Raw genomic sequence first — 14,359 nt, forward strand, 5'->3', positions numbered from 1 at the left:
CTTCTGTTCAATATTATTTTTGAGCAATAACTGCAATCCATTCACTATCTTCTTTTAAAGCTTCTCCAGAAAGACTTCCCATCACATTAATGATATTTAATCCACAACTTTGAACTATCCTCCTGATCTTTTCAATCGTATAATCATGAAACCAATTCCTATATACTTGAACCCCATTATTATCGGCAACTATATATTGATCGAGCCAAATATCATCATCATATTCAAATCCTTCTTCTAAAACTATGTGTGGCTTTCCTCTCCAAAATCCACTTTCACTAACATACCAATTTTTTCTTAATCCGCACTTTCTTCTAAGTATAGGTGTGGAAACATCAAAAATAAATAAACCATTTGGCTTTAAAGCATTTTTAACTATATCAAACAACTTGTCTCTCTCAATATCTGAAAAAGTATTTATCTCACCATAGACCTGCATAACGACATCATATTTCTCAAAATAGTTGAGTTCAAATAAATTTATACACTCATATTCTATATTAAGTCCTTGTTTTTCAGCACTTTTTTTAGCGTAATTAATTGTATTTCTTGAAAAATCAATTCCTGTTACCTTATGTCCTCTTTTACATAATCTTTCAGCATATAATCCTGGACCACATCCTAAATCTAATATCATGCTATTTTCTTTTAAAACATTCTTAGCTAGGAAGCCCACTGTTTCATCAATAATCAAAATTCTTCGTGAAGCACCATCAAAATTTGGATTAAGATGCGCTTGAAGCATCTGCTTTGCAATATATTCTTCTGTCCATATACTCCCATATCCCTTATCAAATAGAGATGGCTTTTTACTATATTCTCCTATTTTATTAATTAGATTTTCATCTATCATAACTATACTACTCCTTCACTTTTCACAAATTTTATTTAAATTCCAATAAATATTAATTGTTTTAACGTATAAATAATCATCATGTAATAGTATAATTTCCCCAAATAAAAAAGCTGTAGAGTAACTCTACAGCTTTTAACTTAAAAGATGGCTGAATAGCATGAAGAGTTAATATAAAATCATATTCAAATAAATTGGTACAATAACCAAACCATTTTTTAAATGGTTTTACCAAAATATTATATTAAATGATTTTATTCACTCTTCCACATTAATTTATACTTTCTGATTACACAGCACTAAATTAATCGGATACTATTCCACCTTCCATAATTATACTATTACATAAACTTATTATAATTATAATTCAATTAATTGTAAATATAAAAATTTTATTAATCACGAATTAATCAAAGAGAACCTCATTCATCTGAACTTGGTTCTCCCTATTTATTTAAATATTAAATTATATGTCAAACTTACTAGTTCACACTTTATAAATAAAGTTATCTATTGAATTTATATGCTATGTTTTTCGGAACTAGTACTCCAATTTATTAATCCGATAATAAATCCAGCAAGGGCTGGCAATACCCATCCAAATCCATAATCAAAGCCTGGTAAATATAAGTGAGCGAAATTGATAAGCTGTGTTATTGCTGCATTTTGTTGTAAGAATCCTGGTAGTGCTTTGCATAAATCAAAAAATGCTGCGATAACTGTTAATCCTGTTGTCCATTTGTATACATGACTTTGCTTCTTAATAACTGGTGCCAAAAGAGACAGTATTATTAAAGTAATTACTAATGGATATAAGAACATAAGCACTGGAATGGATAGCTGAATTATATTGCTTAATCCAAAATTAGCAATTACAAAAGAGAAAACTGTAAATATAACAGCATACTTTTTGTAAGAAATAGAGTTTGGGAACATTTCACTGAACATCTCAGAACATGAAGTAATTAAACCAATGGCTGTTTTTACACAGGCAATTCCAACGATACCTGCTAGCAGAACTTTACCAATAAATCCAAAGTAATGATTACTTACCATAGATAAAATAATACCACCATTATCAGCCGATTCAACGCTTCCTAGGCTTGTAGCTCCCATGTAAGCTAATGAGCTATAAATAATAGACATTCCAATAACGCTTACCAAACCTGATTTACATGTTTCGATAACAATAAAGCGTGGCTCCTTAACCCCTAATTTTTGTATGTTTGAAATTATAATAATAGCAAAAGCAACTGAAGCCAAAGCATCCATAGTATTATATCCATCTAGTAGACCAGTAAATAGTGGCTGATCAGCGTAGTTTCCTTGAGCCTGGTAGCTGCTCACTTGTCCCATTGGGCTTACAAAAACAGCAATTAATAAAACTGATAATAATACCAAAAAAATAGGAGTAAGATATTTACCAACCCAATCTAAAATTTGTCCTGGTCTTAATGAAAAATAAATTGTAAAAATAAAAAATATTAACGAGAAAATGATTAATCCTAATTTTAAATGCTGATCTGGAATAAAAGGGTGGATTCCAACCTCAAATGCAACCGTAGCTGTACGCGGAATTGCAAACAATGGACCAATTGTCAAATATAAAAGACACGTAAAAATACGAGCATACTTTGAGCTAACAGGTCTAGCCATATCAAATAAACTTTCACTTCTTGAAATTGCTGATGCCATAATTCCAAACATCGGCAGCCCCACACCTGTAATTAAAAATCCAATGGTCGCCATAAAAGTATGATTACCGGCTTTTTGTCCCATTTGCACTGGAAAAATTAAGTTACCTGCACCAAAAAATAGTCCAAATAACAATGAGCCAATCAGCAGATTCTGCTGAAAACTTAACTTCTGTTTCATGAAATAATCCTCCTGAATATTTTGATGTTTGTAGAAACCTTTATTGTCTTATATAGTAATTCTCAATTATCCAATTTCTATAACACCTTAATTTACATCTGTATATTATAATATATAGGTGCAAATTAGTAAAATTCATTTCAAATCTTTTTTAGAGAATATAAAAATGTACGCGCAAGATCCAAAAGTCCCCACCTATTATTTAGATGGGGACTTTTTGCACTTACTTTTTAATAATAGCGGTACTGTGGTAAACTTAATACTTAAAAGTATATCCACTTTTATAAATTTCAACTACAATGCTCCCATATCCCTAGCAGCATAAATAGAAGAATATTTTGGCTTAAAATTTAGTTCATCTTTAATGCGAGCCGGATCTGAAGTTAATTCCCATAGGTTAGACATAAGCCATCCATTTTCAGTAGGTGTTTGCTCTGGTGCTTCATACAGTTTATATAATTCGCCTATAGCAATATGATTATCATCTGCAACGTTATATATGCGGCCACCAACACCAGGTGTGCTGGCAGCAAGTAATAGTGCTTGGTTAACATCCTCATGATGAATCATAGATTGCCTTTTTAACGGATTCCAGTTAATCATATAAGGTAAGATTTCTTCAATGTGCGGATCACCATCACCATAAACAAATGCTAATCTCATAATACGGATATCTAGCCCTTTATCACGATGTAATTTTAGTAAAGCTTCTTCAGCAGCACGTTTCGTTTTTGGATACATTAAATTAGATGGTATGAGAATATCATCTTCTTTACATAGTCTGTTTACATTCAAATCGCGATATACGTTACTTGTGCTTGTAAAAACGAATCTTGTGACACCTGCATCTATTGCTGCTTTAGCTAATTCAATAGTTGAATCTAGATTCACCGCTGTAGCTATTTCTTCACTAATACCACCTCGGAATTGAGCTGCTGTATGTACTACCGCATCAACACCTCTTATAGCGTCAGCGAGATTTTCATTATTCAAAAGATCACCTACGACTACTTCAGCCCCTTGTTCTTTCAATGTGAGTGCTTGTTCAGCAGTTCTTACAAGAACACGAACAGCATGCCCTTGTTTAAGTAGATATGGTACAAAACGGCTTCCAACTTTGCCTGTTGCCCCAGTTAAAAATATTTTCATATTAATTCACTCCAATCTAAACGGTTTTGTTTATAAATTATTTTTATGTTATATTACTAATATATCAGGCTTATAGTGGTCCAACCATATTGTGGTTATCGTATGATTGAGAGTGGTAGGATAAAAGGAGGAAAATAAATGAAAGAGATTACAGTACAGCAGTCGCTAGGTGAATTTTTACGTGCAACCAGGGAACGTCTTACACCAGAACAGGCTGGATTGCCATCATATGGACGCCGCCGCACACCGGGACTTCGCCGTGAAGAGGTCGCTCAGCTCGCCAATATCGGTGTTTCTTGGTATACATCCATAGAACAAGGAAAAGACGTGCATCCTTCTCATCAAGTGTTGGAAAGTCTGGCTAATGCATTAAAATTATCTGATGATGAACGCCGATATCTTTTTTTACTATCCAAATCAGATGAAATGGAAGAAGGAGAAATTTATAAGGAAGTTAGTAAAGGATTAGAGATGACTGTATTTGCATTGGAACCTAATCCAGCATACATAATGAATAAATACTGGGATGTACTGTTATGGAACCGAGCAGCAGAATTTGTATTTCAATTTCCTGCATATTCTTCCGAATTAGCTTCAAAACCGAACATATTGCAACAATTTTTAATTGATTCATTCAAAGGAGAGATTGATGCAGAGTGGGAGGAACGGGCTAAAATTACTATTGCAAGATTTAGGGCTGATTGCGCTAGATATCCTCAAGATGCAAGATTAAACGAAATGATTGAGAATTTTAAACAAGAAAGTGAATTTTTCAGTTTATGGTGGCCTCGACATGAAGTTAAAAATGTTACTGATTGTCATAAATTATGGAATCATCCTCAAATTGGAGAATTGGAGTTTGAACATGTGAATTTGCAGTTATCAAACTACCCTGATTTGAGAGTAATGATTTATACAGCATCACCTTCTACAAAGGAAAAGCTTAAACAAAGAATATATTCATGTTCAGCCAATGAATAAACTGTCAATAATTCAAATAATAATTAAATTTCTTTGTAGTTTATAAGCGTATATAACTTATAATGATATGTGAACTACTTTATAATTGTGTCTTTAACTTTTTCGGACTTAAAAACTGATCAAGAGGATTTAGCACCATCATGATCAGTTTATTTTCATTCAACTCAGCTTCACACTTTGATAATTATATCCAAGCTTCAGTTGCAAATTACTCTATTTTATTTGTCAATGAGGACTTAAAATATACAGTGTAAGGCAATGTTTTTCCCATTATAGTATTTCTATATACCCTTCTGTCCCATTTACGCGAATTCTTTGCCCATCTTTTATTAATTTGGTAGCATTTTCTACCCCTACAACTGCTGGTAAGCCATATTCACGTGCGATAACTGCTCCATGGGTCATTAGCCCACCGATTTCAGTTACTAATCCTTTTATGGATACAAACAGTGGTGTCCAGCTAGGGTCAGTAAAGGAGGTAACCAATATATCTCCAGATTCTAGCACCGCATCTTCCATGTTTGAGATGACACGTGCTCTACCCTCTATAACTCCAGAAGAAACAGCTAGACCTGCAATAGCGCCCTCTGGAAGATTTTCTCGTTTGTATTTACCTATAATAATTTCACCATCAGAGGTCATAACACGTGGTGGTGTTAGTTTTTCGTTTAATTTGTGCTTTTCTTTTTGCTTTACTATAATATCATAATCAAGCTTATTGGTTTTCACTACTTCGCGAAGTTCTTCTAAAGTAAGATAATAAATATCTTCTTTTTCATGAATAACACCATCTTGTACGAGCCATTCCGCTTCTTTCATTAAAGCCTGCTTATAAACAAAATAGCGGCTAATCATACCGTATTTTGGGTATTCACGGTAACCTATAAAATTCCTGATTACTTTCAATTATCTTCTTATATGCTTCTGTGGTAACGCAAAAATCTTCCGGCACTATGATCCCTGTAATCCTTGATAGTTCTCCTAAATTGGCCCCTTTCCCACTGACTATAGAAACCTTTGTTTTGTCAACTTCCTGAAAGCTAAGCACATATGAATTCATACTCGTTCCCCTTCCTCTTTTCTAAATATAGGCGAAGTAATTCTCTATGAAATTAATACATGCTCCTATAATACCCTCAGCCTGTTATTTAAAAATTTCCTATGGTATAATATAAGTGGGGTAGAGTTTATTTTTCATGAAAATTAAGAAGAAGTACCTCTTGGATACTTCTACTCATTCTACTTTTACTGTCACACCATATAAAATTATTATCCATCAATACGCTTACACTAAACTTAATTTCTCAATAGCCTTCTTTTCATCTGATAAGAAAAATATATCTTTTCCATTATTACTCTCATAGATAAAATCTTTTAAACTCTTACTTGTATATGTAGAAAAATCCCCAACAATGGCTATTTTCATGTGATAATTGATAAATTTCTGTAATACGTCCCCTGCAAGTTTCGTTTTTAAGTCAAAAAACTCTTCGCATATTGCTGACTTATTTAAAACTATACGGTCACAGCCCGTATCATACCATATGGTTGCCATAAAATCCAATGCTGACTGAACATCTGTTATCAATATCTCATTATTATTTATAACAGCAATTTCAATATTATTCTCTTTAATTATGTTTATTTTCATAATATCCCTCATTTCAATATATACTTTTGTTATACAATAAAATACGCTTGTTCGTTAAATTTGAAACAGTTTGCTAATGATAAACCACTAATAGTTTTTATTTACATATCATTGCTTTGGGTAAGCATAGAAATAAGATCCAACATTTCTTTAGTAAATTCCGCATCTCCCCATAACATTACCTTTAGATTTCTTTCCTTTGGATAATATTTCATATTAATAGTTGAATTGCTCATTTTAGAATCTTTACTATTCATTATCGCTATAAGCGTGTTTGATACTCTCATATATTCATCCATATCTACTTCATTAATATCTACAACAGTAGATACATTTATCTTATTAAATCTACTTTTATTATGTACCTCACTAGTACTAAATTCGATTTTTTCATTCTCTATTTCGTCTCTACTGCTAGTACTAACATTATTATTTTCCATAAAAAGGCTTAAATCGTGTCCTGATATTCTCCATTGCTTTCCAACTTTATTTGCTCTAAGCTTACCTTCTGTTATAAATTTTCTTATGGTTTTATGGTGCATACCTAATTTTTCTGCAATTTGATCTATTGTATAAAATTTTTCTTCCATTTTAAATAAATCCTTTCACCTTTGATTTATGTACTCATTATATTGCACTTTTTGTATACAGTCAATGCACTTTTTTGTATTTTGTTGCACTTTATTTATATACATTTAACTTTATTGCCATTTATTCTTTTCCAATTTAGTCATAGCAATATGTTTATTTACTGAGCAAATAAAAAAATATGTATCGACTTTTACATCAATACATACTTATTTGCCATCTATTATAATTTTAACCATATGAATTATCTATGGTAGTCGAGTAATTGATAAACTTTTTCTTTCTCAATTTCATAACAAGTCTTTTATTGAAAATTCATATCCATTTTGTAACTTCATCAAGTGATTTTCGTGGTCGTGGGTATGGTGATTGGTTTGGATATCCAATTGCTACTGCGGCTACAAGTTCCTCTTTGCAATTTAACCATGAACATATTTCTTTGTTACAATGAAATATATCACAAATCCAAAGAGTTCCTAATTTAAAATCCTGCGCTGCTAAAATTAGTGTTTGTATAGCAGCGCCAATTGATTGAGTATCAGTAAGCCATCTATAATGATTATAATCTTCTTCAAAATTAGAAAATGCATTAAACACTAAGACTACTGCCGATGCTTCATTAATTGAATTTATGCTTAGCTCAAAACTGCCAGTAGGCTTATTCCGTTCATTATGTTGATTTAAAGCATCCTTCATAATGCTTACTAGCTCATCTTTTTTATTATTTTGAAGAACAATAAATCTCCACGGTTGGCGGTTTTTTCCTGAAGGTGCTTTAATTGCTGATTCTAAAATTTTTTCTATTATATCTTTAGGTACTGTTTTATCTTGAAACTTTCTTATACTTCTACGCTCTTCTATTGCGCGTATTACATCCATATTACCCCTCCTTAAATTAGTACATTTACTTGACAATGATTTACAACATCTAAAAAATATACTTTTGATGCTGTAACCTTCAAAGCCGCATTATTCAAGCATATTCTTCAGAATATATATTCTAGTATTCTGAAGAATAAATATTGTAAAGAATATATATTTCTCGCAAAAATAAAATATGATTATGTATTGGTTCGCTGTAGATTATGCTTAATTTATAAGTTCCTTTTGTGTAGGGTATCTTCTTAAATATACACTAAAGTTATTCATAATCTCAATTTCACCAAGAATAATAAATATAGTAAAATTGGCAATCCCATTGCAGATAGTATTGTGATTGCAACACGTACTTTTTTCACATCTCGTAATATAAACAATAAAAATTTATACCCTAAAACACCAGTTAATCCACCCAAACAATTTAAAATCACATCATCAATGTCTGCTGCTCCAATGCCTAAAAGGCCCTGAATTATTTCTACAAATAAACTTACTGTAAATATAAATAGCAGATTGATTTTTACTCTCTTATTGTTTTTGAATAATGACAAATATGTACCAAGAGGAATAAATATAACTATATTGCCAATCACATTACTAAAAGCGAATCTTTTTATGATATCAGAGTTGCTAAATATATATTCCTTTATACTATAAAAAGGAATGAGATTAATTGACCTATTTAAAGTCCTTTGACTGCTAAACAGATCCAAAGGTGAAACTCTTGATAAAAACAATAACTTAATTAAAAAAAGTATGTAACAAATAAAAACTCCGTATAAAAAGACTACTTCAATTCTCTCTCGTTTATTCATAATGCCTCCATTTTTTCATTCTCTTTACTCCTCTTCTAAGAACATAATTTAATTGTAGCAGATTAACTTTACAAAATTTATAAGAATTTCTTACAAAATCTTAAGTTATTGATTCCTAATTTTAATTATAAAAATGGTGCTGCCGCACAAGAAGAAAAAACTACGATATATTGTAATAATTTTTCAAATTTTAACACAACATATTGAGATTATACTTCTTAGTGCGGCAGCCCCATAAAGCTTTTATTTAATTATTGAAAATTATGATTTTACTTTAATTGTTAGAGCTTAGTTTATTCTTGCTCCATCAAGGCCTATTCTATATCCATCAATTATAGTATTTGTAAGCATGGCACCTTTAAATCCATTTGATATTGGATTTAAATAATACCATTTTCCGCTATATGGACTTTTTAGCCATCCTGTTTTCATAATTCCACCGTCATCCATATAATACCATCTTCCATCTATTTTCTGCCAGCCTGTTTGCTTAGATCCATCCGGTCCAACGAAATACCAATCTCCACTTATTAGCTGCCATCCTTCTTTTAATGCAGTACCATTATTAGTGTTTGTCCCACCAGAAGTATTAGCTGCTTCTCTAGTAATATTTAAAGTATAATCTCTTGTATTACTATCATCATCTTTAATCTTAACTGTAATAGTATTTTTACCTTCTGATAATGACACTTTCTTTTCCCAATCGCTGCTGCTAGTTACTGAGCTGCCATTAATTTTAACAGAATAATCGTCATCTTCTGGCTCCGCACATACTTTAACATAGCTTGTTTTATTTTTTACATTTATATTGTATGTTGAAGTATCTTTGTCAAAATTAAAATTAATATCATCATTATCATATGTTAATGATAAATCATCTAAATACACATCGTCATTCGACTTGTTACTACTAGAACTCTCCTTTTTTATTTCAAGCGTATAGGTTTCTTTAAGGGTTGTTCCACTGTATGCTTTTATTTTAAGTGTTAGACTGCTTGAAATCTTAACTTCTTCATTTGAAGCTATTTCTGTACTTCCTTTATAAATTTTAATATTATCACAATCCGTGCCAAAATCAACATCTGAAACTTTTACTTTACTTACATTACTTGCAACCTGAGCGTATAATTTTGTTGGAGCTTTTCCACTTATTTTGCTCAGCTTATACTTACTGCTATAACTGCTTTTAGTATATACATTTACTGTTTTATCCTTATTTGTTTTTAGTGATATATCAGTAATATATCCTGAAGTACTTGCTGCATAGACAACATTTGTTCCTAAAGTTCCTAAATTTAAAACATTTGGCATTAGCGTAGTTGCTGAACTTAACACTAGCGTAATTGCCATTGTCTTTATCAAATTTCTATTCATAATTCATCTCCTCTATCAAATTAATGTTATTATTTACACTATTTACTTAAGTATTTCACGCTAACATTAAAATTAGATTAAAATTCAATATATTAAGATAATCTTAATATATAAATTAAATGTTAATAAATTAATGAATTATCCTTGTTATTTTAAAAGCTATATATAATTTAAAGTAACAACTATTTTGGTACCTTTTCCCTCTTCACTTTCTATATCTATAGATCCTTTATGCAAATCAATTATATATTTTGCAATAGGTAATCCAAGCCCTGTTCCAGCTTTTTCTTTAGATCTGGATTTATCAATGATATAAAATCTATCAAATATATTTTCAATTTCACCTTCAGGTATACCAATTCCATTATCACTCACAGTTAACTTTAAAAATTTATCCTGTGCTTCTGAACTTATATCTATTTTATCTTGCTCATCTGAAAATTTAATACTGTTATCAACAAATATTCTTAGCATTTGTTTTAGCATTTTATAGTCTGCTGCAATAATTATTTCAGCATTTTTATTACAGGTTATTATGCGATTTGGATTTATTAACCTGCTGTCACTGACTACTTCTTCAACAAGCTCATTTAGATAGAATTCCTTTTTTTCCATTATTTGAACCCCTCTATCCCCTCGTGCAAGAAATAGTAACTTTTCAACTAAATCACCCATATTCGCAGCCTCGAGTTTAATAGCATAAATTGATTTTTCTAATGCTTCTCTATCATCTTTCCCCCATCTGTCTAAAAGATTAGCATAACCTTGAATAACTGCAATTGGAGTTCTAAGTTCGTGAGATGCATGTGATACAAACAGAGCTTGTTTAGTAAACGATTCTTGAAGTCTGTCTATCATATTATTAAACGTATTTGCCAGTTTATTAAGTTCATCACCAGAATCATTTACGTTTATCCTTTCTTTTAGATTATTAATGCTTATATTTTCAGCAGTATTATTTATATATTGAATAGGTTTAAGCATTTTCTTACTTACCATATAACCTAATATGAGAGAAATAATAATTCCTATAAAATCTGCTATAGACATAATCCAAAACAAAATACGTAAAAATTCCTCTTCATTATCCATGTTTTTCACTATTTGAAGATAAGCTATAACATGTCCTCTCTTTTTAATTTTTACATTTTTCATAGCTAAATGTTCTTCATCATCTTCACCATCTTCAGCATAGTCATCTTTAGTATCTTCTACCTCTAAATATTCTATTGTATCATAAGGTTCTTCTACTTTAATGTCATAATCAAATTCATTTGATATATTTAGCATTTTCCCATCTTCTTGAAGTATTCTTATAGATACATTTTCTTCAGATGGCACATCAGAAATAAGTTCTTTATCAGATAAATCCACCTTATCCCTTTGAGATTTAACCTTTTTTAATATTCTTACTTTAACATCTTCAATTTGTTTATTTGCATCTTTGTATAAATAATATTTAACTCCAAATAAAATAGAGGTATTTAATATCAATAATGCTACTGAGAACATAAGCGCATATACTATTGTAAGCTTTATCGATATTTTGGGATTCCTTATAGTCTTTTTTAAATAATTAATTAGTCTTGATAACATATCCTACACCTCTTACTGTAGTTATAAGCTTATCCTCGATTCCATCATCAATCTTACTTCGTAAATATCTTATAAATACATCTACTACATTTGTATCCCCTGTATAGTCATATCCCCATATGCTTTCAATTAATTTTTCTCTTGTAAGTACAATATTTTTATTAATTAAGAGAATTTCCAAAAGTGCATATTCTTTTTTTGTAAGTTCTATTTCTTTACCATTTCTCCACACTTCATGCGTTTTATTGTTCATAACAATATCTTTTACTCTTATTACATCGAAGTCATTTTTTAATTCTTTATCTCTTATATGCACACGTATTCTTGCTAATAATTCCTCTATTGCAAAAGGTTTTGTCAAATAATCATTTGCTCCAACATCTAGGCCTAAAACTTTATCTGCTACATCACTTTTAGCAGTTAGCATTATAATATGTACATTAGAGAATACTCTAATTCTTCTGCAAATTTCAATTCCATCTAAGCCTGGTACCATAATATCAAGAAGAATTAAATCATATTCATTATTGTGAACTTTCTTTAATCCTTCTATTCCATCATATGCTGTATCAACATTATATCCCTCGTGAACAAGCTCCATCTCTATAAACATTGACATTTGTTTTTCATCTTCTATTATTAATATTTTATAATTATCCATATGGTCACCTCTGAAATTTTATAAATAAAATCATCATTTTGTCTGATTATATAATACTATAGATATCCAACTTTATAAATCAACTTGCAATTGAGAATATATGGATACTGACTTAATTTAAAAATATATGTCACAATCAATATGCTTTCGTTCCATATTTAACTTATTAGAAGCAATTATTAGAATATTTCCTGAATATCAAAAAAGTTCTTGGAAACACCAAAAAAAATCGGCATTTTCAAGAACTTTAAATCAATTTTCATTTCTTATATCTTTTAACAATCCTTCAAACCACTCTACATTTACTAAATGATGCGAATGTGAATTTTCCATCATTTTCCTAAAATACATAGAAATAGTTTCATCATGCTCAAGAGATTGTTCTAATAAAGAAATTTTATTTTTAGTTTGTTCAATTTGTATTTCTATTAGTTTTATTATATCCTCACTTTTATATTCATTAGCAAAGAGCATTGCAGCATAAAAAGATAAATTTATATACTCTGTCTTAGAGCCGTACTTATACATCAATTTTTCAAATTCCCTATCTCCCAGTTCAGTGATGATGTAATTATTCGTCTCTCTAATATTGTCTGATTGGTTAATTTTTTTTATATATTGTTTTTCTTCTAATTGCTGAAGATTGTAGTAGAATGACCCTTTAGTGAAGCTTACTATATATTTATAGTGTCTCTCTTCCATTAAGGCCAATAATTCGTATCCATAAGAACCTGGGTTTTGTTTTAATAAACCTAAAATTAGTAATGGTATCAAAAAAACACCTCCTTTATGTTCTTCATCAAAGTTATATTAACGGTTATTTCATAATTATAAGATTTAATCATTGTTGGTTTGAATGAATTGAGAAACAAATTCCTCATATGCTATTTTTCCTAATGCAAACTCCATACTTTTTATATATATCTTTTCATTTTTAGTATGTGTTCTAGCATTACTTAAATTTAGCAGCTCATCTTCATTAACTAATGGCTCCAATACATGTTGCTTATTAGAAAAAGCTTCAAAATATCGTAACCCAAATTTTCTTTGAGAAATTGCATCAATATGAATACCATCAGGATTAGAAGTTAAACCTGAGGCTGTGACAAAGTAACAATTATCTTGTTCAAAAGCAAACTTTTGTAACTCTTCATTAATGAATTCATATTCAGTGCAACTTTTTCCAAATCCTTCTTTACCTAAAAAATCCCCTAATCCACCAATGATAATTGGAATATCTGGAGCATTCAACTCTTTTCTAAAAGCCTCAATAATTAAAAGTAATTTATTATAATATACTTTATAGTTACCATTAACACTATCACTTTCTCCTTGATGCCATAGAATTCCTGTGAGCTCACTACTTTCCATAGCAAATTTAGATTCAGTTACAGCATGTCTAAAAAGCACTCCGTCTACAGCCCACTCATCCAGTGTGCTTCCACCTTCAGCACAAGGAATTAAACCAATAGTGTCCTCTTGATTTTTACTACACCATGCGTCTGAAAACGAACCTGCAAGACTTATTCCTGAAACAGGCCTATCATAATTGATTGGCTCCGTCATCATCTGCCATCTACCATTACGAAGCATTTGTATTCTTTCATTATAAATTGGGGGTACCTCATGAATAAAACCACGTCCAGCCATATTTGACTGTCCTATCATTAAAAACGATTTAATCATTTTTTTCATCCTCTCTTTTGTTTAATCTTTACTAAGAAATGTTCTTATCTAGCCATAAATATTAAGTATTTACATAATTACTACTACCAATAATACATTTGTATTTATCATTAGTCTAATTAGACTAACACCACTTACATATTATAGTCTAATTAGACTAATTGTCAACTATAATTTTCTTCTTAGCATTTATACTAGCTCTTGTTTAACTTAATTCTACTTGCATTTAGAACCTAAAAGAGGATTAATTC

At 30.4% G+C, this 14,359-nt stretch carries 14 protein-coding genes and 1 pseudogene; 1 reads left to right on the forward strand and 14 read right to left on the reverse strand.

The window, feature by feature from the left end:
- Positions 1–13: 13 nt before the first annotated feature.
- The 3 genes from CLCHR_RS03085 to CLCHR_RS03095 form a co-directional block, all read right to left on the reverse strand.
- Entirely contained in the window at positions 14–853 is an 840-nt protein-coding gene (locus tag CLCHR_RS03085) for a class I SAM-dependent methyltransferase (RefSeq protein ID WP_079438221.1), read from the reverse strand.
- Between the two features lie 519 nt (positions 854–1,372).
- Positions 1,373–2,728: a branched-chain amino acid transport system II carrier protein gene (gene brnQ / locus CLCHR_RS03090; protein ID WP_079438222.1), complete on the reverse strand. Its 1,356-nt coding sequence runs from the start codon at positions 2,726–2,728 to the stop codon at positions 1,373–1,375.
- A 294-nt stretch (positions 2,729–3,022) separates the two neighbouring features.
- On the reverse strand, positions 3,023–3,877 hold the full coding sequence (locus CLCHR_RS03095) for an NAD-dependent epimerase/dehydratase family protein (protein WP_079438223.1): 855 nt from the start codon (positions 3,875–3,877) through the stop codon (positions 3,023–3,025).
- Positions 3,878–4,015: 138 nt separating this feature from the next.
- On the opposite strand from CLCHR_RS03095, the gene CLCHR_RS03100 reads away from it, so the two are divergent.
- Positions 4,016–4,858: a helix-turn-helix transcriptional regulator gene (locus CLCHR_RS03100; RefSeq protein WP_079438224.1), complete on the forward strand. Its 843-nt coding sequence runs from the start codon at positions 4,016–4,018 to the stop codon at positions 4,856–4,858.
- Positions 4,859–5,128: 270 nt separating this feature from the next.
- Here CLCHR_RS03100 and CLCHR_RS03105 read toward each other — a convergent pair.
- The 11 genes and pseudogenes from CLCHR_RS03105 to CLCHR_RS03155 form a co-directional block, all read right to left on the reverse strand.
- A pseudogene (locus CLCHR_RS03105) lies at positions 5,129–5,764 on the reverse strand (PEP-utilizing enzyme); the annotation flags it as partial.
- On the reverse strand, positions 5,730–5,918 hold the full coding sequence (locus CLCHR_RS25560) for a PEP/pyruvate-binding domain-containing protein (RefSeq protein WP_079438225.1): 189 nt from the start codon (positions 5,916–5,918) through the stop codon (positions 5,730–5,732). The gene CLCHR_RS25560 and the pseudogene CLCHR_RS03105, both read right to left, overlap by 35 nt.
- Positions 5,919–6,143: 225 nt before the next feature.
- Complete coding sequence (locus CLCHR_RS03115) at positions 6,144–6,509, reverse strand: DUF4180 domain-containing protein (RefSeq protein WP_079438226.1); 366 nt, start codon at positions 6,507–6,509, stop codon at positions 6,144–6,146.
- Between the two features lie 101 nt (positions 6,510–6,610).
- Positions 6,611–7,099 carry a helix-turn-helix domain-containing protein gene (locus tag CLCHR_RS03120; RefSeq protein WP_079438227.1) on the reverse strand — a complete coding sequence of 163 codons (489 nt, stop codon included), beginning with the start codon at positions 7,097–7,099 and terminating at the stop codon, positions 6,611–6,613.
- Positions 7,100–7,412: 313 nt separating this feature from the next.
- Positions 7,413–7,976: a nitroreductase family protein gene (locus CLCHR_RS03125; protein ID WP_079438228.1), complete on the reverse strand. Its 564-nt coding sequence runs from the start codon at positions 7,974–7,976 to the stop codon at positions 7,413–7,415.
- A gap of 266 nt (positions 7,977–8,242) precedes the next feature.
- A complete protein-coding gene (locus CLCHR_RS03130) occupies positions 8,243–8,791 on the reverse strand; it encodes a VanZ family protein (RefSeq protein WP_079438229.1) in 549 nt (182 codons plus the stop codon).
- A gap of 288 nt (positions 8,792–9,079) precedes the next feature.
- A complete protein-coding gene (locus CLCHR_RS03135) occupies positions 9,080–10,165 on the reverse strand; it encodes an N-acetylmuramoyl-L-alanine amidase family protein (protein WP_079438230.1) in 1,086 nt (361 codons plus the stop codon).
- Between the two features lie 159 nt (positions 10,166–10,324).
- A complete protein-coding gene (locus CLCHR_RS03140; RefSeq protein WP_079438231.1) occupies positions 10,325–11,761 on the reverse strand; it encodes a sensor histidine kinase in 1,437 nt (478 codons plus the stop codon).
- The gene (locus CLCHR_RS03145) at positions 11,742–12,422 is read right to left on the reverse strand and encodes a response regulator transcription factor (RefSeq protein WP_079438232.1); all 681 of its coding nucleotides are present in this window, start codon (positions 12,420–12,422) and stop codon (positions 11,742–11,744) included. Before CLCHR_RS03145 ends, CLCHR_RS03140 begins: the two co-directional genes overlap by 20 nt.
- Before the next feature lie 252 nt (positions 12,423–12,674).
- A complete protein-coding gene (locus tag CLCHR_RS03150) occupies positions 12,675–13,196 on the reverse strand; it encodes a PadR family transcriptional regulator (protein WP_079438233.1) in 522 nt (173 codons plus the stop codon).
- 63 nt (positions 13,197–13,259) lie between these two features.
- Complete coding sequence (locus CLCHR_RS03155; protein WP_079438234.1) at positions 13,260–14,108, reverse strand: sialate O-acetylesterase; 849 nt, start codon at positions 14,106–14,108, stop codon at positions 13,260–13,262.
- Positions 14,109–14,359 lie beyond the last annotated feature (251 nt).

It is taken from the genome of Clostridium chromiireducens (genome assembly GCF_002029255.1).
Taxonomy (GTDB): domain Bacteria; phylum Bacillota; class Clostridia; order Clostridiales; family Clostridiaceae; genus Clostridium; species Clostridium chromiireducens.